The following is a 16,604-nucleotide window of genomic DNA, read 5'->3' as shown; positions in this document are numbered from 1 at the left end:
GGTCGGTGATTGACCCATTCGTTGATCATTTAGTACGCATTCCCTCTGGACGGCACTACGCTGCGCCCATGAGCATGCTGACTCCCCCCGGCATGGGCGGAAAGTACCGCATTACGGGTAACGCCTATCCCCGGATGCGCCGTCCCCACCGCCGCCGCAGGATCGCCCTCCTGGCAGTGGCGGCCGTCGTCGCACTCAGCCTGGCCGGCTGGGGAACGATGCAGCTCATCGACGTCTTCACCGGCGGCGAGAAGAAGGCCGTGGCCGGCGGAAAGCGGCCCGACTGCAAGCCCGCCGCGACCACCCCCGCGGTCCCGGCGAAGAACGCGAAGAAGCTCCCCGAGCCGTCCGCGGTCAAGGTCGTCGTCTACAACGCGACCGGCCGCAGCGGCCTCGCCAAGCAGGTCGCGAGCGAGCTCGCGAAGCGCGGCTTCAAGATCGTACGGTTCGAGAACGCGCCGAAGGAGTACGACAAGAAGGTCAAGGGCGCCGGGCTGCTGATCGGCGCCCCCAAGTCCCTCGAAGCACAACTTCCGGTCCTCGGCACCCAGTTGAAGGGCGCCGAGAAGAAGGCCGACTCCCGCGGCGGCGAGGAGGTCGACCTGGTCATCGGCAACGCCTTCAAGTCCCTGGAAACCAAGAAGGACGCGGACCAGGCCCTGGTCGCCCTGACCAGGCCCGCGCCCGCGCCCTCCGGCAGCAAGTGCTGAAACCGCGCTACGGCTCTACGGCGTAAAGCGGTTCTTTACGCCGTGAAGCGCTAAAGCCGTTAAGCCGTAAGGAACTAGTCGGCGGTGCCGTACATCCGGTCGCCCGCGTCGCCGAGCCCCGGCACGATGTAGCCGTTCTCGTTCAGCCGCTCGTCGACCGAGGCCGTCACGACGGTCACCGGCGTCCCTGCAAGCTCGCGCTCCATGACCTCCACGCCCTCCGGCGCGGCCAGCAGCACAACCGCGGTGACGTCGTCCGCACCGCGCTTGATGAGCTCCCGGATGGCCGCGACGAGCGTGCCGCCGGTCGCCAGCATCGGGTCCAGGACGTACACCTGGCGGCCGGAGAGGTCCTCGGGCATCCGGGTCGCGTACGTCTCCGCCTCCAGGGTCTCCTCGTTGCGGATCATGCCGAGGAAGCCCACTTCGGCGGTCGGCAGCAGCCGCACCATGCCGTCGAGCATGCCCAGACCGGCCCGCAGGATCGGGACGACCAGGGGACGCGGGTAGGACAGCTTGACGCCCGTGGTCGGGGTGACCGGTGTCTCGATGTCGACCTGCTCGGTGCGCACGTCCCGGGTGGCCTCGTACGCGAGCAGGGTGACCAGCTCGTCGGCGAGGCGCCGGAAGGTAGGGGAATCGGTGCGCTTGTCGCGCAGCGTGGTGAGTTTGTGCGCCACCAACGGGTGGTCGACGACGTGTATCCGCATGTTTCCACAGTAACCGGGCGTGCCCGGCGCGTGCCCGTCGCGGCCCCCGCTCGCATCATCCCGGCTGCCGGAGGGAAGGTGAAGACGTACCAACCAGTCTCCTCAGGACGGTGCGGTCGATGACGCAGCAGCAGCCGGAACAGGACACCGCCGAGCAGCGGGCACAGGAGAGCGACGCGGCCCGCAGGCGGCGACGCGCCCAGTTCCTGCGCGAACTGAACGAGGCCAAGGAGCTGCGCGACCGCGTCCAGCCGAGGCGGGCCCGAGCGGCGAGAATGCGCCAACAGATGCGGATGCGCACCTTCCGTTGGTAGCCGTGCGACCCCCTCGTACACCCCGGCGCACGCCTCACCCACCGGACTGATGCACGACGCAAGCACAGAAGACCTCTCGCTCGGCCGCGGTTTCTGCCACGATTCCGATTGGGCGGGGCCGTCTGAGCGCCGCTGAATCGTCACCTCTGACCAGTGGGAGAGTCACGGTGTACTTCGCCGCACTGCTCGCGCGCACCGAAGACGGATGGGAAGCGAGCGACACGGAGCTCGACGACGTGGAGTCCTTGTCGGACTTCGTCGAACTTGCCCGCGAGGGCTCGGCCGACGACGACATGGTCCTCGTCTTCATCGAGCAGGAGGACGCCTGGTTCGGCGTCGTCCGCGTGGAGGAACTGGAGGACCCGCGGATCTACGTCTCCGACGCAGCCGCCGCGGCCCGTTCCTCGTACGGAGAGATCCTCACCAACGAGCTGCTCGGCACCGGCGGGGAAGATCCCGTCGCCGACCTGGACTCGCTGGACCTCGACGGCACCGAGGACGGCGAGAGCGACCACCCGGACCCCGGAGCCGCCGGGGCCGTGGAACCCGAAGCCGATGAAACGGCCCTCGTCCCCGCACAGGCGGGTCCCGTTCCGACGGGCCCCGTCGGGGACCGGCAGATCCTGGCCGACCTGGGCATGACGGAGAAGGAGCTTCTCGCGCTCGGCAGCGACGCGCTGTCGGACATCGCCGATGCGCTGGGGGCCGCCGAGATCCTGGAGGCCGTGCGCTAGTGCAAGAGGTTCCACCGCACGGTCCTGTTCCACCGCACCTTCCACCGCCCGACGCCGAAGGCCCCGGCCCGTACGACCCCGTACGGGATCCGTGGCGTACGGCCATGACGCTTGCCCTGTCCGAGGCGGCAGCGGCGGCAGCGGCCGGCGACGTGCCGGTCGGCGCCGTCCTGCTGTCCCCGGCCGGGGAGGTCCTCTCCACCGGGCACAACGAGCGCGAGCTGCACGGCGACCCGACGGCGCACGCCGAGGTACTGGCGATCCGCCGGGGCGCCGAGAAGCTCGGGGAGTGGCGGCTGCGGGGCTGCACGCTGGTGGTCACCCTGGAGCCGTGCACGATGTGCGCGGGCGCGATCGTCCAGTCCCGCGTGGAACGGGTCGTGTACGGGGCGCGCGACGAGAAGGCCGGCGCGGCGGGCTCCCTCTGGGACCTCGTACGGGACCGGCGGCTCAACCACCGGCCGGAGGTGATCGCGGGCGTACGGGAGGACGAGTGCGCGGCGCAGCTGACGGCGTTCTTCCGCGACCGCTGACCGGAGCTGCGGATATGAGTTTCGGAGCACTGCCTCCGGTGGGCTAGACTCTGTCTCGGTAGCGTGTCCGAGTGGCCTAAGGAGCACGCCTCGAAAGCGTGTGATGGTGCAAGCTATCCGTGGGTTCAAATCCCACCGCTACCGCCATCATGAAGAAAGCCCCTCCGGGAGACCGGAGGGGCTTTCTTCATGCCCGCACGAATGCTTCATGCCCGTGGGGCAAAGCCAGAAGCCCCGGCCTTGGGGGAGGCCGGGGCTTCTGGTGGTTCATGGGCTCATGTGAGGAGGACGGGGGAAGCGGCATCGGGGGGACAAGCCGCTTCCCCCGGTGAGAACGGACCTCCAAGTCCGGCCGCAGTCAGGGGAGAGCGGCCGGACCCCGCAGCGAGGTCCCGTTCCTCGCCCGGTGGATTCCTGCCAGATCCCGCCGGGCTCAGGAACAATCCTGCGCCCCCCACAACCGGGACATCCCCGCCGAAAGGCCCGCAAGGGCAGGCCGTTGGTCCTTAAAGGATGAGTGAAGAACTGCGGAGTTCTCCGGAAGGTGTGGGTGAGTGCCCGCGTTCCGCCACTTGAGTTGCCCGGTCGTACGGTTAGACTCTCGCGACTGCTTGGCGGACCACCGGGGAGGGTCTGGGCGTGGACATCAAGAAGGCCATTATTTACATCGTGGTCGTTTTCGTGCTGTACACCATCATCACCTCCCCCGAGAAGGCGGCGAACATGGTCGGGCTAGGCTTCCAGGGCCTGTCCGACGCGGCCAAGGGGATCGGCTCGTTCATGACCAATCTCGTGAAGTAGCACCGTCCGCCCGACAAAAGGCCGCTCCTCATCCCCCAAGGAGTGCCCCGTGATCCGCCATCTGGTCCTCTTCAAGCTCAATGAAGGCGTCTCCCGCGACGAAGAGCGCGTGCAGGCCGGCGCCAAGGCGTTCGCCGAACTCGAAGGTGTCATTCCGGAGCTGGAGTTCTGGGAGTCCGCCTGGAACATCACGGACCGCCCCATCGCCTACGACTTCGCCATCAACTCGGCGGTCGCGGACGCCGATGCGCTGAAGCGCTACATCGAGCACCCGGCCCATCAGGCCGCCGCCGGACAGTGGCGCGAGTTCGCCACCTGGGTCATCGCGGACTACCCCTTCTAGTCCGTCCGCCGCGTCCCGGCACTCCCGGAGCGCGGCGAAGAAACGCCCGGCCCCGCATCTCATCGATGCGGGGTTTTTGCATGCCTATGCCCCAACTTGCCCTCAACACGGCGTTATACGGTGCTTGCACACAGTGCACATGTCTTGTGATGCTATGACCGCTTTTGACGGATGAGTTAAGCGAAGTGTCCAAGTAGCGATCGAAAAAGGGGTGGCGTGACTGTGCCGGCCAGTACTGCTCCGCAAGCGCCGCCCCAGCAGGGGACCTCACCCGAAGGCAAGCAGGGGACCTCACCCGAAGGCGCGCCCGCCCCCGGAGCACCGCTCCAGGAGCCCCCGCTCGTCGAGACCCCCGAGCGGATCCCCGGCACCCCCGCCGCCCGGACTCGCGGCGCCGACACCCGGGCCCTCACCCAGGTGCTGTTCGGCCAGCTCAAGGGCCTGACCCCCGGCTGCGGGGAGCACTCCCGGGTACGGGCCGCGCTCATCGAGGCCAACCTCCCCCTCGTGCGGTACGCCGCCGCCCGCTTCCGGTCCCGCAACGAGCCGATGGAGGACGTCGTCCAGGTCGGCACCATCGGGCTGATCAACGCGATCGACCGCTTCGATCCGGACCGCGGCGTCCAGTTCCCCACCTTCGCGATGCCGACCGTCGTCGGTGAGATCAAGCGGTACTTCCGCGACAACGTCCGCACCGTGCACGTGCCCCGCCGCCTCCACGAGCTGTGGGTACAGGTCAACGGCGCCACCGAGGACCTCACCACCGCACACGGCCGGTCCCCCACGACCGCCGAGATCGCCGAGCGCCTCAAGATCACCGAGGAGGAGGTGCTCGCCTGCATCGAGGCGGGGCGCAGCTACCACGCGACCTCCCTCGAAGCCGCCCAGGAGGGCGACGGCCTGCCGGGCCTGCTCGACCGCCTCGGGTACGAGGACCCGGCGCTCGCCGGGGTCGAGCACCGGGACCTCGTCAGGCACCTCCTCGTACAGCTCCCGGAGCGCGAGCAGCGGATCCTGATGCTGCGTTACTACAGCAATCTGACGCAGTCCCAGATCAGCGCGGAGCTGGGCGTTTCCCAGATGCACGTGTCGCGTTTGCTGGCCAGGAGCTTCGCCCGGCTGCGGTCCGCAAATCGGATCGAGGCGTAACCCTCAGGGGTAGAACCAGCTGGAAGCTGCGGGGGGCAGAAAAGCCGCGTACCCCCTCTTTCCTGCATGTATTTGTCGACTTGGCGCTACAGCGTGTTGCCGACATGTGACATTCTGCTGGAACCGCGTTTGCCGCAGCTCCGCCTCCGGTATTCAGGTGGAGGCTGCTTCCTCCGACGGGAAGCGTCTGCCGCTACCGTCCGCGACCCTAAGAGGGGGTGGCATGTCCGTAGAACAGGGCAGTTCGAAGGTGCTCATCAAGGATGCGCCCGACATGCTCGACCGTGCTCCGGTGATCCCTGCGATTCCGGTCCAGCCGATGCCCGACCAGGCGTCGACCGTCCCGGCACCGCCGATCGTCACCCAGCCGGAAGCACTCGACACCCGCACGCTGTCCCGCTCCCTGTTCCTGCGGCTCGCCGTCCTCGACAAGGACAGCCCGGAACGCACGTACGTCCGCGACACCCTGATCGAGCTCAACCTGCCGCTCGTGCGGTACGCCGCGGCGCGCTTCCGGTCGCGCAACGAGCCGATGGAGGACATCGTCCAGGTCGGCACCATCGGCCTGATCAAGGCGATCGACCGCTTCGACTGCCAACGCGGCGTGGAATTCCCGACGTTCGCGATGCCGACGGTCGTCGGTGAGATCAAGCGCTTCTTCCGCGACACGTCCTGGTCGGTCCGGGTGCCGCGCCGTCTTCAGGAGCTGCGCCTCGCCCTCACCAAGGCCAGTGACGAGCTCGCGCAGAAGCTGGACCGCTCGCCCACCGTGCCCGAACTCGCCGCCGTACTGGGCGTGTCCGAGGACGACGTGGTCGACGGCCTCGCAGTCGGCAACGCGTACACGGCCTCCTCGCTGGACTCGCCGTCCACCGAGGACGACGGCGGCGAGGGCTCCCTCGCGGACCGCCTCGGGTACGAGGACACCGCGCTGGAGGGCGTCGAGTACCGCGAGTCGCTGAAGCCGCTGCTGGCCAAACTCCCGCCGCGCGAACGCCAGATCATCATGCTGCGGTTCTTCGCGAACATGACGCAGTCGCAGATCGGCGAGGAGGTCGGCATCTCCCAGATGCACGTCTCCCGGCTGCTCACCCGTACCCTCTCGCAGCTCAGGGAAGGGCTGATCGCCGACTAGCGTCCGTCCAACCACCTCCACACCCTGGTTATTTGACGGGCCGTCAGCCAAACTGACGCGATGCGACGTCAGGGTGTGGCAGTGGGGTCCTGTGCGGTCGCGCTGTGCCTGGGCGGCTGGCTCGCCTTCGGTGGCGACGGCGGGGCCGACAAGGGATTCGTCGCGGTGGGTGCGGCGGGAGCGGGGCCCGAGGGGGCGCCGACCAAGGCCGTACCACCGGAGGGCAGGGTCGAGCTGGTACCGCTCGACCCGGCAGGACCCAACTCGCCTTCGGCGCCGGGTGGTTCGGGGTCTTCGGCGCCGGGCTCGGGCGCGCAGGGATCCGGTGCGGCTGGTTCCGGTGCGGCTGGCTCCGACGCGACCGGTTCAGGTGCGGCTGGTTCCGACGCGACCGGTTCAGGTGCGGCTGGTTCCGCCACGGGTACGTCCCCGGGGGCCGACCCCGGTCCCGGCGGGCCGGACGCCGCTCGCGACCCCGCCGACAGCGGCAGTACGCCTGATCCTGGTCGCACCACTCGACCGCCGGGAACGACACCCCCGCAGTCCGGGCCTCCGCCGGCGCCCCCGTCCGAGCCTTCGCAGCCCGCCCCGCCCCAGTCGAAGCCCAGGCCGCCCGCGCCCGCCGCTCTCACGGTGGGCTCGCCGGTGCGTGCCGGGGCGGGCAAGCGGTGGTGCGAGAAGGTGACGGTTTCGCTGCGCAACTCCGGTGGAACGGCGGTGCGTTCGGGCACCGTCACGTTCGCGACGCACATCATCGGCGCGCTCGGGATCGACTGGGGGACGCGTACGTCGTCCCAGCCGCTACCCGGACCCATTGGGCCGGGAGCGGCCAGGAGCGCGACGTACACCGTCTGTGTGGATGCCTGGCGGGTGCCACTGGGGATGCACGTGGAGACCCGGAGGGTCACCGCCGCCTGGAAGTAGGGGATGTAAGGACTAGAGCCTGTCCGGACCTAGCCGAGCGCGAGCCAGGCCACCGCGGCCAGCACGATCACGACGGCGACGATGCCGACGATCAGTCCGGTCTTCGGGCCCGAGGCCTGTGCCGCCGGCTGCGAGCGGCCCTGCTGTGCGGGCTCCTCGTCCACGAACGCGCGGAACATCTGGGTGCTGCCCGCCGGGTCGTAGCTGCCCTCGGGACCTTGGCCCTGGGGGGCGTGGGGGTTGTGTGCCATGCGCGAGACCCTAGCGAAGGTGGGCCCCTCGGCGACACCCCAAGCGCCCATATGTGCTGAGCTGCGGCTTTACATACCCCCGCGGAGCCCTTGACCGGCCGATCAAGGAGCCTTTTGGATTCCTTTGCCCCAGAGGCCCGAAATTAATTTGTCTGAAGCAACCATCTAGTCATATGGTTGCCTAAAGCAACAAGATGTGGACGAAGGTTCGACGAAGGTTCAAGGAGGTGCCGTGGCAGCCAAGAGTCAGTACGAGGAACTGGCCCGCCAGCTCAGTGCCATCGGCGCCGTGAAGAGAGGGCTCGCGCGCATCCTGCCCGTCGAGTGCCCGCCCGGTTCTGCCGCCGTACTCACCCTCCTCGCACGCCACGGCGAGATGCGGCTCAGCCGTCTCGCCGAGCTCATGGCCATCGATATTTCGGTGACCAGTCGACATGTCGCCCATGTCGCCGAACGCGGCTGGATCGACCGCTCGCCCGACCCGGGTGACAAGCGCTCGCGCATCCTCCGCCTCACCACCGAAGGGGACGCCGTCCTGCACGAGCTTTCCGTGCGCACCAGCGACGCCCTCGCCCACACCCTCGGCGACTGGTCCGACGAAGAGGTCGGACAGCTCAACACGATGCTCGCCCGCCTGCGCGACAGTTTCGGCGACTGCCGTTCCTGGACGCCCGCGCCGCACGACTGCGGCGCACTCACCGCACCGGGCATCCCACTCATGACTTCCGCAACACCGGCAACACCCGCGTAAGCGAACGCACCACCCGCGTAACGCACCACCCGCGTAAGCGAAAAGGACAAGGATTCAATTGGCTACGACCACACCTCCCGGTGTGCGGGGCGGCCACGCCAAGCACGGAGCCCCCTCGGCTTCTGCTTCCGACAGTGCCGCGCCGATGACACACCGCCAGATCATGGAAGCCCTCGCGGGCCTGCTGCTCGGCATGTTCGTCGCGATGCTGTCGTCGACGATCGTGTCGAACGCCCTTCCCGAGATCATCCGCGACCTCGACGGCACCCAGAGCGCGTACACCTGGGTCGTCACCGCCGCCATGCTGTCGATGGCGGTCACCACCCCCATCTGGGGCAAGCTGGCGGACCTGTTCAGCAAGAAGCTGCTGGTCCAGATATCCCTGGTCATCTTCGTGATCGGTTCGGCGCTGGCCGGCCTCTCGCAGAACACCGGGACTCTGATCGCCTTCCGCGTGCTCCAGGGCATCGGCACCGGCGGTCTGGTGGCGCTCTCCCAGATCGTGATCGCCGCGATGATCCCGCCGCGCGAGCGCGGCCGGTACTCCGGTTACATCGGCGCCACCTTCGCGGTGGCCACCGTCGGCGGCCCGCTGCTCGGCGGCGTCATCACCGACACCTCGTGGCTCGGCTGGCGCTGGTGCTTCTACGTGGGCGTGCCGTTCGCGGCGATCGCCCTGGTCATCCTGCAGAAGACGCTCCACCTCCCGGTCGTCAGGCGCAAGGTCAAGATCGACTGGTTCGGTGCGTTCTTCCTGGCCGCGTCGGCGTCGCTGCTGATGATCTGGGTGACCCTCGCGGGCAAGAACTACGACTGGATCTCCTGGCAGACCTATCTGATGGTCGGCGGGTCGATCGTGCTCGCCGCGATCTTCATCCTGGTCGAGTCCAAGGTCGCCGAGCCGCTGATCCCGCTGCGCTTCTTCCGCAACCGCACCATCGCGCTCACCGCGGCGGCGAGCTTGTTCGTCGGTGTGGCGATGTTCGGCTCGACGGTCTTCCTGAGCCAGTACTTCCAGCTCGCCCGGGACAAGTCGCCGACGATGTCCGGCGTCATGACCATCCCGATGATCGCCGGCCTGTTCATCTCGTCCACGGTCTCCGGTGCGGTCATCACCAAGACCGGCCGCTGGAAGGGCTTCCTGGTCGGCGGCGGCGTCGGTCTGGTCGCGGGCCTCGGTCTGCTCTCCACCATCGCGTACGACACCGACTACTGGCAGGTCGCCATCTACATGGCGGTCCTCGGCCTCGGTCTCGGCATGATGATGCAGAACCTGGTGCTCGCCTCGCAGAACCAGGTCAAGCCGCAGGACCTCGGCGCGGCCAGCTCGCTGATCACCTTCACCCGCACCCTGGGCGGCACGCTCGGCGTCTCCGCACTCGGCGCGGTCCTCTCCACCCGCATCACGCACTACGTGGAAGACGGTCTGGAGAAGGCCCACATCCAGCTCCCGCCCGGCGGCGCGGCCTCCGGCGGCGGCATCCCGGACATGGACAAGCTCCCGGCCCCGATCAGGACCGTCATGGAGAGCGCGTACGGCAGCGGTGTCGCGGACCTGTTCCTCTACGCCGCCCCGGTCGCCCTGCTCGGTCTGATCATGGTGCTGTTCGTCAAGGAGGTCGCCCTGAAGACCTCGCACGACGGTGAGATCCCCACCGGCTCCGCCCAGGCACCCGCCCTGTCCGAGACGCCCGTGGAGAGCGCGGCCGAAGGCCTCGCCGGAGCCACCGTCGGCATCACCGAGGAGGCACCCGTGACCCAGCCGCTGCCGGTCGGTCCGCCCACCGGACGTACGCTGCACGGCTCCGTCCGTACCGCCGAAGGCGCCTCGGTGCGCGGCGCGGCGGTCACGCTGATCTCCCTCGCGGGCCGTCAGCTCGGCCGCGCGGTGGCCCAGTCCGACGGGCGTTACGCCCTGGACGCGCCGGCCGCCGGCTCGTACGTCCTGATCGCCTCGTCCGACGGCTTCCAGCCGCAGGCGTCGACGGTCACCGTCGGCGACGAGCCTGTGGCGTACGACATCCTGCTCTCGGGCACCAGCGGCCTCAGCGGCGCGGTGCGCAGCGCGGCCGACGGGACGGGCGTCCCGGACGCGATGGTCATCGTCACGGACGTACGGGGCGACGTGCTCGCCACCGGCAAGTCCGGTGACAGCGGCGAGTTCGTCTTCGGCGAGCTGGTCCCGGGATCTGTGACCGTCGCGGTCAACGCGGCCGGATTCCGGCCGATGGCCCTCCCGGTGGAGATCGGCGGCACGGGCATCACCCGCGTCGAGGCGGTCCTCCAGGCGGGCGCCCTGGTCCAGGGCACTGTCCGGGCGGGCTCCGCACGGCGCCCCCTCCCCGACGCACGCGTCACGATCATGGACGCGGCCGGGAACGTGGTCTCCACCTCGACCACCGGTGAGGACGGCGCGTACGCCTTCACCGACCTGGACGCGGGCGAGTACACGGTCATCGCGACCGGCTACCCGCCGGTGGCGGGCAACCTGACGGTGGCGGGGCGCGGCGTGGACGCGCACGACATCGAACTCGCCCACCCGGGCGAGTAGTTCAGACCTCCGGCACGGGGCGCCTTTCGAGCGGAGGAGCGCCCCGGAGCCGGGGACACAGGGGGCGGCAGGCAGGGGACGGCCTGCCGCCCCCTGCTTTTGTTTCGTACGTACGGATGAGAAGCAGGCAGGTATCGGCATGGGACTTCGCGCACAGGTACGGACCCGGGACGGCTGGGCCGTGCAGCACGCCGTGGTGACCGTCACCGACATGACGGGCGCCCAGGTGCTGCGGGCGGCGGCGGACGGCGACGGGGCCGTGGTGGACGCGGCGACGCTGGCGCCCGGCCCGTACACGGTCATCGTGACCGCCGTCGGGTACGCACCCGTCGCCTCGACCGCACTGGTCACGGCGGCCGGCCGGATCGACGCGGGCAACGTGGTGCTGACCCGGCAGGGCGGCGTGGAGCTGCCGCCGCCAGGGGTGTGGACGATCGACCCCGTCCACTCGTCGGTGGGCGCGGTCGCCCAGCACCTGGGGATCTCCAGCGTGCGCGGCCGGTTCACGGAGTTCGGCGGGCGGATCGAGATCTCGGAGGACCTGGAGAAGTCGCGCGTCGAGGCGGTCATCCAGGCGGCCACGATCGACACGGGCAACGGGATGCGGGACGGGCACCTCAAGTCCGCCGACTTCCTGGACATCGAGACGTACCCCTCGATCACCTACCGGAGCTCCGGCCTCGTCCCGGCCGGACCCGACCGCTGGACGGTCAAGGGCGAACTGTCGCTGCACGGAGTGGTGCGCGAGGTCGACCTCGACCTGAGCTACCTCGGCACGGGCCCCGACCCGTGGGGCGGCGTCCGGGCCGCCTTCCGCGCGACGGCGGACCTGCGCCGCGACGACTTCGCGATGAACTACAACCAGGTGGTCCAGGCGGGGATCTCGGCGATCGGGGCGACGCTGAGGGTGGAGCTGGACGTACAGGCGGTACAGGGGGAACTGCCGCAGGGGTAGCGGGGGCCGCGCGCCCACTCCCCCCCCCCGGCAGGACGGGTGGGCAAGGGGGCGGCTCTCCACTCGGAGCCCCGTCCGACGTGGGGTCGGACGGGGCAGTGTGCTGTCCGGGCTGGTGCAGCTCTCTACCGGCGGCGCGTGACCATGTGGTCCGGGGTCGGGCCCGGGGTGAGTTTCGGGGCGCATGTGGGGCAGCCGTAGAGGGTGGCCCCCGGGCCACTGGTGCTCTGGATCCACCGGATCGGCACCGGGGCGGTGGTGTTGCGTTCGCACCCGATGCAGAGAGCCACTTCGACCGGGGGCAGCGGGTTGGTCAGCGCGTCGCGCGTCATGCCGCCACCGCCATGCAGCGGAACGCCGACCGGGGGAACGGGGCGCCCGGGTAGCTGTACGGGTAGTCACGTCCTGCGGCGGCTTCGCACAGTGCGATGCGTCGTTCTCGCTGCACTGGGGTGAGGGGCACGGCCCACTCCGCCTGTTCGGCGAAGTAGCGGCGTGCGTCTTCCTTGCTCGGGCTGGTCCACGGCTTCGCCCAGGGGCTGGTGGGCGCTGGTACGGGCTGGTGGACGAGGTAGGCGGCGGTGTGCTTGCTGGGCCGGGGGTTGCGGGCCCACTGGGCGAGGACGGACAGCACCCATGCGAGGGTGCGGGCGATACGATCGCGCATGTTGTTTCAGCTCTCTGGTAGCTGTTGCGGCGGAGCCCCGGCAGACCGGTCCTAAGCGGCCTGCCGGGGCGTTTTCGTTGTCGACGGTAGCCAACTTGTCTACCCTCGTCTACCGAAATAGGTAGACGTATGCGTCCAGGCGTGGACATGGCTGGTTGTCTACGGTGGCGATATGGCAGAGCGCGAGATCGACCACGAAGCCCCGACCCCGGTCTACCGGCAGATCGCGGCGTTGATCATTGCCGATATCGAGCGCGGATCTCTGGTCGTGAACCGGAAGATCCCTTCCGAGTCCGCACTGGTGCAGCGCTTCGGCGTCGCCCGCGAGACTGCGCGTAGCGCGGTGCGCTTCCTGCGGGACGAGGGTTGGGTCTTCACCGTGCCGCAGCGCGGCACCTACGTATCCGACCGGAGCAAACCGGCGGACGACGCGTAGCCGGAACGCGAAGAGCCCCACCGGCACGGGCCGACACGTGGTGTGTACGCGTCTCCCGTACCGGTGGGGCAGAGGCGAACGGTGACTGGCGGTCCTGCCGGTCCGCCGACTCTGGGCCGGCGTGCGTCGGCGGGCCGGGGCTTCAGGTGCGTTCGAGCTTGCCCGGAGGGGCCAGCCACTCGCGGGCGGTCTGCTCGTCCCACACGAACGCCATGGGGGCTTCCTTGCGCTTCCACGACGGTGCGGCAGGGTCCACGTAATCCATGATGACGTCCCGGAGAATACCGACTTTCCCGGCGGGGTCCTGGACGCGCTTGCCGATGTCTTTTCGGTCGATCACTTCCGCCCCCTCCCATGAGGGTGGTTGCGGATCTCCTTTGCAGCCTCGAACTTCTCTCCGTGCGTCTCCGCACTGGCAAGCTGGTTCGCCAATGCCATGCACACACCGCACGCCGGCTCGGGATTCGCCTCGTACAGCCATGTGTCGATATCAAGGTCCAGAGGTGCGCCTTGAATTCCGTTGTGTCTGCTCATGGGTTCCCCTCGCTGCGGCGTGTGGGAAACAGTGTCGTCCTGATGGCGGCACGAGCCGTCTTTTATGCACGTGATGGGCTAAAGATCATTGTCGATACGCCCACGCCCATTCGTTCAGTAGCTCTTGAGCGTCGTCCCCGAAGACGGCACAAGCCTCGTAGCTCGCAAATCTTTCCAGCAGGGCGAGTACGTCTTTCGGGTCTCGAAAAACGGCTGCTCCCAGGTCCGTCTCAATGGTTGCCAGCCGGTCGTCATAGACCGTGAAGGTACTCAATGGGGTGTTGCCGTACTTCACTCCCATGGGCAACAGGCCCACCCGAATATTGGCCTGCCGGGCAAGCGAGGACAGCCGGTCAATCTGCATGGCCATTGCGTCCGGAGAGATCAGCGGAAACCGGACAGCTTGCTCGGTCAGCAGGAAGGTGAACCGCTTGGAGCGGTCGAGCAGAACGGCCTGGCGCTCAAGCTTCATGCCCACGGCCTTGGCCTGCTGGGTCGGTGGGGCGTGCACGATGCTCTCCCGGACATAGTCCGGTGTGGCGAGTAGCCCGGTGATCATCGAGAGAAGGAAGTACCGAAACTCCGTCGTGGTCTGTTCGAGCCCTGCCAGCTCCACCTGCTTCTTGTCCAGCCCTTTGCGGTGCAGCGCCTTTCGGTCCTGCCACTCTGTCTGAGCTATTCGAGCAATGGCCGTCGCTTCGGCCGCGACAGCCGGTGCTACTTTCAGCGCTCTAAGGATTTGTTCCACATCCACCAGGGACGGACGGAGCTTATTGCCTTCAATACGGCTGATCTTGGACTGAGACATGTTGCAACGCGCTGCGAGCCGGACCCCTGAGAGGCCGGCTCGCTTGCGTAGCTGCTTGAGCATCGCAGCCAGTTCCAGCCCGGACTGGCCGAGCTGCTCAGGCTCGATGGCCACCGTTCACGTACTCCTCGAACGGGACCGATTCGGCCACCGCGATTCGCTGGTATTCAAGGAACGGGCATACGCCTCCCTTGAAGACTTCCCGGTTGATCTGCGTTCCGTCCGCCTCGTAGTTCATGAGGACGACCTTGGATTGATCGAACATCCAAAAGTCCGGGACATCCTCCAGAGGGTTCACCCGGTCGGTCACGTCGAGAATGCGAATGTCGTCCCCGGCCCGTGCGTGTACCTCGTAGTACCTGCTGAACTCGAACCGCAGATAGTCACTGAGGGGCTGCGTCACGAGGTGCACCCGGCCGTTGCGCTTTCCTTCCGCACACTGGCGCGACACGCGTTCGGTGTACGAGGACGACGTATAAGGCGTCATGGGCCGCCCCTCGCGGAAGGCTGCGAAGTCCTCCGCCTCCTGTGGTACGAGGTACTGCGGCAGCGTCTCCAGTCGCCATGCCTCTTGCTTGATCTCCGTGAACTGCCGACGCCACTCGTCACCATCCAAGAGCACGTACAGCCTCCCTCAGCACGCTCTCAGGGATCTCTACGAGCCCTTCGCCGGCCGGTGGCCGGAAGGCATGGGACACGTCACCCTGGACGACGATTGAGCCGCTGGCAGTCACGTAGACGTTCGGGCAGTCCTCGCTTCCGCACGGGTCGTCGCAGGGTCCGTCGCCACTTCCGGTAAGCCGGGTCAGTTCCTCACGTGCCATGCCGAACCACCTTGTCCGCCAGCCTCGTTGGGCTTCCTGTCATGACCGTACGAGGGGACGCCGGTTGGCGTCTATGCGGCAACGCGGATATGCGCGTTGCCGCATAGACGCGGTGAGTGGATCTGCTCGGACGGGCCACGGATCCGGCACTCACAGCCCGCCCACAGCCCCAGCACACCCTCACGACAGCCTCCTTGACCAGCCTCTTCCTCATGAGGCCAGTCACGAGAAGTTCGTTGCAGCAGTCGTCCGCACTGCCCGCGCGGCATCCCATGGGTGCCGGGGGCGACGGGGTGCCACTGCTCGACATCGTCATTCCCGTGCACAACGAGGAACGGGGCCTGGAGCCCTCCGTGCGCCGGCTCAGGGCGCACCTCGTGGGGACGTTTCCGTACCCCTTCCGGATCACCGTCGCGGACAACGCCAGTACTGACAGGACAGCCGCCATCGCCGCCCGCCTCGCGCGCGAGCTGCCCGGGGTCGCGTGGGTGCGGATGGGGGAGAAGGGGCGGGGGAGGGCGCTGCGGGCGGTGTGGGAGGCGTCCGACGCGCCCGTGCTCGCGTACATGGATGTGGATCTGTCGACGGATCTGAATGCGCTGCTGCCGTTGGTGGCGCCGCTGGTGTCCGGGCATTCGGACCTTGCGATCGGGACCCGGCTCGCGGGTGGGGCGCGGGTGGTGCGTGGGCCGCGGCGGGAGTTCGTTTCCCGTACGTACAACCTCATCCTGAGGTCCTCGCTGGCCGCACGCTTCAGCGACGCCCAGTGCGGGTTCAAGGCGATCCGGGCCGATGTGGCGCGGCGGCTGCTGCCGATGGTCGAGGACACCGGGTGGTTCTTCGACACCGAGCTGCTGGTGCTGGCCGAGCGGGCCGGGCTGCGGATCCACGAGGTGCCGGTCGACTGGGTCGACGACCCCGAGTCGAGCGTGCGGATCTTCCGTACTGCCGTCGAGGACTTGAAGGGGGTCTGGCGGGTGGGGCGGGCGCTCGCCGTCGGTGCGCTGCCGCTCGACCGGCTGGCCCGGCCCTTCGGGGACGATCCGAGGGATCGTGAAATCGGCGCTGTGCCACGGGGGTTGGTGCGACAAATTGTCGGGTTCTGTTGTGTGGGGGTGTTGAGCACCCTGCTTTATCTCGGGCTCTACGCGGCTGCGCGTACGGGTGTCGGACCTCAACTGGCCAATGTGGTGGCGCTGTTGGTGTCCGCGATCGCCAATACCGCTGCCAACCGCCGCTTCACCTTCCGGGTGCGCGGGCGCCGTCGTGCGGTCAGGCAGCAGGCGCAGGGGCTTGTTGTTTTCGGCATTGGGCTGGCGCTGACCAGCGGTTCCCTTGCCGCGCTCGGCGCCGCCAGCGGTTCGGCCTCACCGCACAGCGAGCTCGCCGTCCTCGTGGCGGCCAACCTTGCCGCCACCGTCCTGCGCTTCCTGCTGCTGCGCGCCTGGGTCTTCCCCGAGAGGAACTGAACACA

At 68.4% G+C, this 16,604-nt stretch carries 22 protein-coding genes and 1 tRNA gene; 15 read left to right on the top strand and 8 right to left on the bottom strand.

Features of this window, described 5'->3' with window-relative positions; all coding sequences use genetic code 11:
- The first annotated feature begins 68 nt into the window (after positions 1-68).
- Positions 69-710 carry a LytR C-terminal domain-containing protein gene (locus AB0D18_RS25435; protein ID WP_362422828.1) on the top strand — a complete coding sequence of 214 codons (642 nt, stop codon included), beginning with the start codon at positions 69-71 and terminating at the stop codon, positions 708-710.
- 74 nt (positions 711-784) lie between these two features.
- Here the strand turns inward: AB0D18_RS25435 and upp are convergent, their stop codons facing one another.
- Complete coding sequence (upp, locus tag AB0D18_RS25430) at positions 785-1,420, bottom strand: uracil phosphoribosyltransferase (RefSeq protein WP_362422825.1); 636 nt, start codon at positions 1,418-1,420, stop codon at positions 785-787.
- A 119-nt stretch (positions 1,421-1,539) separates the two neighbouring features.
- Between upp and AB0D18_RS25425 the strand changes: the two genes are divergently transcribed.
- From AB0D18_RS25425 to AB0D18_RS25385, 9 genes are all read left to right on the top strand, one after another.
- Complete coding sequence (locus tag AB0D18_RS25425) at positions 1,540-1,734, top strand: hypothetical protein (RefSeq protein ID WP_362422822.1); 195 nt, start codon at positions 1,540-1,542, stop codon at positions 1,732-1,734.
- A gap of 167 nt (positions 1,735-1,901) precedes the next feature.
- A complete protein-coding gene (locus AB0D18_RS25420; RefSeq protein ID WP_362422819.1) occupies positions 1,902-2,468 on the top strand; it encodes a hypothetical protein in 567 nt (188 codons plus the stop codon).
- 104 nt (positions 2,469-2,572) lie between these two features.
- Complete coding sequence (tadA, locus tag AB0D18_RS25415) at positions 2,573-3,001, top strand: tRNA adenosine(34) deaminase TadA (RefSeq protein WP_362422816.1); 429 nt, start codon at positions 2,573-2,575, stop codon at positions 2,999-3,001.
- Between the two features lie 57 nt (positions 3,002-3,058).
- Positions 3,059-3,148 (top strand) — tRNA-Ser (locus AB0D18_RS25410).
- A gap of 492 nt (positions 3,149-3,640) precedes the next feature.
- On the top strand, positions 3,641-3,802 hold the full coding sequence (locus tag AB0D18_RS25405; RefSeq protein WP_362422813.1) for a hypothetical protein: 162 nt from the start codon (positions 3,641-3,643) through the stop codon (positions 3,800-3,802).
- 49 nt (positions 3,803-3,851) lie between these two features.
- The gene (locus AB0D18_RS25400) at positions 3,852-4,145 is read left to right on the top strand and encodes a Dabb family protein (RefSeq protein ID WP_362422811.1); all 294 of its coding nucleotides are present in this window, start codon (positions 3,852-3,854) and stop codon (positions 4,143-4,145) included.
- Positions 4,146-4,361: 216 nt separating this feature from the next.
- Positions 4,362-5,294: a SigB/SigF/SigG family RNA polymerase sigma factor gene (locus AB0D18_RS25395; protein ID WP_362422808.1), complete on the top strand. Its 933-nt coding sequence runs from the start codon at positions 4,362-4,364 to the stop codon at positions 5,292-5,294.
- Between the two features lie 223 nt (positions 5,295-5,517).
- Positions 5,518-6,429 carry an RNA polymerase sigma factor SigF gene (locus AB0D18_RS25390; protein WP_362422805.1) on the top strand — a complete coding sequence of 304 codons (912 nt, stop codon included), beginning with the start codon at positions 5,518-5,520 and terminating at the stop codon, positions 6,427-6,429.
- 60 nt (positions 6,430-6,489) lie between these two features.
- On the top strand, positions 6,490-7,353 hold the full coding sequence (locus AB0D18_RS25385) for a hypothetical protein (protein WP_362422802.1): 864 nt from the start codon (positions 6,490-6,492) through the stop codon (positions 7,351-7,353).
- A gap of 29 nt (positions 7,354-7,382) precedes the next feature.
- Here the strand turns inward: AB0D18_RS25385 and AB0D18_RS25380 are convergent, their stop codons facing one another.
- Complete coding sequence (locus AB0D18_RS25380; protein WP_362422800.1) at positions 7,383-7,604, bottom strand: hypothetical protein; 222 nt, start codon at positions 7,602-7,604, stop codon at positions 7,383-7,385.
- A 232-nt stretch (positions 7,605-7,836) separates the two neighbouring features.
- On the opposite strand from AB0D18_RS25380, the gene AB0D18_RS25375 reads away from it, so the two are divergent.
- From AB0D18_RS25375 to AB0D18_RS25365, 3 genes are all read left to right on the top strand, one after another.
- A complete protein-coding gene (locus AB0D18_RS25375) occupies positions 7,837-8,355 on the top strand; it encodes a MarR family winged helix-turn-helix transcriptional regulator (protein WP_362422797.1) in 519 nt (172 codons plus the stop codon).
- 58 nt (positions 8,356-8,413) lie between these two features.
- Positions 8,414-10,906 (top strand): MFS transporter, encoded by a 2,493-nt coding sequence (locus AB0D18_RS25370; protein ID WP_362422794.1) that lies wholly within the window; start codon positions 8,414-8,416, stop codon positions 10,904-10,906.
- A 139-nt stretch (positions 10,907-11,045) separates the two neighbouring features.
- A complete protein-coding gene (locus tag AB0D18_RS25365; protein WP_362422791.1) occupies positions 11,046-11,861 on the top strand; it encodes a YceI family protein in 816 nt (271 codons plus the stop codon).
- 125 nt (positions 11,862-11,986) lie between these two features.
- Here the strand turns inward: AB0D18_RS25365 and AB0D18_RS25360 are convergent, their stop codons facing one another.
- Both AB0D18_RS25360 and AB0D18_RS25355 read right to left on the bottom strand, forming a co-directional pair.
- Positions 11,987-12,193: a hypothetical protein gene (locus tag AB0D18_RS25360; RefSeq protein ID WP_362422788.1), complete on the bottom strand. Its 207-nt coding sequence runs from the start codon at positions 12,191-12,193 to the stop codon at positions 11,987-11,989.
- A complete protein-coding gene (locus AB0D18_RS25355; RefSeq protein ID WP_362422785.1) occupies positions 12,190-12,528 on the bottom strand; it encodes a hypothetical protein in 339 nt (112 codons plus the stop codon). Before AB0D18_RS25355 ends, AB0D18_RS25360 begins: the two co-directional genes overlap by 4 nt.
- Before the next feature lie 172 nt (positions 12,529-12,700).
- On the opposite strand from AB0D18_RS25355, the gene AB0D18_RS25350 reads away from it, so the two are divergent.
- Complete coding sequence (locus AB0D18_RS25350) at positions 12,701-12,964, top strand: winged helix-turn-helix domain-containing protein (RefSeq protein ID WP_362422782.1); 264 nt, start codon at positions 12,701-12,703, stop codon at positions 12,962-12,964.
- A 142-nt stretch (positions 12,965-13,106) separates the two neighbouring features.
- Here AB0D18_RS25350 and AB0D18_RS25345 read toward each other — a convergent pair whose 3' ends face one another.
- The 4 genes from AB0D18_RS25345 to AB0D18_RS25330 form a co-directional block, all read right to left on the bottom strand.
- The gene (locus AB0D18_RS25345; RefSeq protein WP_362422780.1) at positions 13,107-13,304 is read right to left on the bottom strand and encodes a hypothetical protein; all 198 of its coding nucleotides are present in this window, start codon (positions 13,302-13,304) and stop codon (positions 13,107-13,109) included.
- A gap of 279 nt (positions 13,305-13,583) precedes the next feature.
- Positions 13,584-14,420 (bottom strand): Scr1 family TA system antitoxin-like transcriptional regulator, encoded by an 837-nt coding sequence (locus AB0D18_RS25340; RefSeq protein ID WP_362422777.1) that lies wholly within the window; start codon positions 14,418-14,420, stop codon positions 13,584-13,586.
- Positions 14,404-14,928 carry a DUF6879 family protein gene (locus tag AB0D18_RS25335; RefSeq protein ID WP_362422774.1) on the bottom strand — a complete coding sequence of 175 codons (525 nt, stop codon included), beginning with the start codon at positions 14,926-14,928 and terminating at the stop codon, positions 14,404-14,406. Before AB0D18_RS25335 ends, AB0D18_RS25340 begins: the two co-directional genes overlap by 17 nt.
- A complete protein-coding gene (locus AB0D18_RS25330) occupies positions 14,912-15,130 on the bottom strand; it encodes a hypothetical protein (protein WP_362422771.1) in 219 nt (72 codons plus the stop codon). Before AB0D18_RS25330 ends, AB0D18_RS25335 begins: the two co-directional genes overlap by 17 nt.
- Before the next feature lie 212 nt (positions 15,131-15,342).
- Between AB0D18_RS25330 and AB0D18_RS25325 the strand changes: the two genes are divergently transcribed.
- Positions 15,343-16,599: a bifunctional glycosyltransferase family 2/GtrA family protein gene (locus AB0D18_RS25325; protein WP_362422768.1), complete on the top strand. Its 1,257-nt coding sequence runs from the start codon at positions 15,343-15,345 to the stop codon at positions 16,597-16,599.
- Positions 16,600-16,604 lie beyond the last annotated feature (5 nt).

The sequence above is a fragment of the Streptomyces sp. NPDC048442 genome, assembly GCF_040651475.1.
Taxonomy (GTDB): domain Bacteria; phylum Actinomycetota; class Actinomycetes; order Streptomycetales; family Streptomycetaceae; genus Streptomyces.
The sequence above is the reverse complement of the archived record's forward strand: the minus strand, read 5'-3'. Positions and strand labels throughout refer to the sequence as shown.

Excerpts from the sequence above, each read along its gene's own strand:
- AB0D18_RS25325 (WP_362422768.1), top strand. The coding sequence starts at position 15,343 with ATGAGGCCAGTCACGAGAAGTTCGTTGCAGCAGTCGTCCGCACTGCCC.
- tadA (WP_362422816.1), top strand. The coding sequence starts at position 2,573 with ATGACGCTTGCCCTGTCCGAGGCGGCAGCGGCGGCAGCGGCCGGCGAC.
- AB0D18_RS25435 (WP_362422828.1), top strand. The coding sequence starts at position 69 with ATGAGCATGCTGACTCCCCCCGGCATGGGCGGAAAGTACCGCATTACG.
- AB0D18_RS25425 (WP_362422822.1), top strand. The coding sequence starts at position 1,540 with ATGACGCAGCAGCAGCCGGAACAGGACACCGCCGAGCAGCGGGCACAG.
- AB0D18_RS25385 (WP_362422802.1), top strand. The coding sequence starts at position 6,490 with ATGCGACGTCAGGGTGTGGCAGTGGGGTCCTGTGCGGTCGCGCTGTGC.
- AB0D18_RS25390 (WP_362422805.1), top strand. The coding sequence starts at position 5,518 with ATGTCCGTAGAACAGGGCAGTTCGAAGGTGCTCATCAAGGATGCGCCC.
- upp (WP_362422825.1), bottom strand. The coding sequence starts at position 1,420 with ATGCGGATACACGTCGTCGACCACCCGTTGGTGGCGCACAAACTCACC.
- AB0D18_RS25330 (WP_362422771.1), bottom strand. The coding sequence starts at position 15,130 with ATGGCACGTGAGGAACTGACCCGGCTTACCGGAAGTGGCGACGGACCC.
- AB0D18_RS25360 (WP_362422788.1), bottom strand. The coding sequence starts at position 12,193 with ATGACGCGCGACGCGCTGACCAACCCGCTGCCCCCGGTCGAAGTGGCT.
- AB0D18_RS25365 (WP_362422791.1), top strand. The coding sequence starts at position 11,046 with ATGGGACTTCGCGCACAGGTACGGACCCGGGACGGCTGGGCCGTGCAG.
- AB0D18_RS25380 (WP_362422800.1), bottom strand. The coding sequence starts at position 7,604 with ATGGCACACAACCCCCACGCCCCCCAGGGCCAAGGTCCCGAGGGCAGC.
- AB0D18_RS25350 (WP_362422782.1), top strand. The coding sequence starts at position 12,701 with ATGGCAGAGCGCGAGATCGACCACGAAGCCCCGACCCCGGTCTACCGG.
- AB0D18_RS25355 (WP_362422785.1), bottom strand. The coding sequence starts at position 12,528 with ATGCGCGATCGTATCGCCCGCACCCTCGCATGGGTGCTGTCCGTCCTC.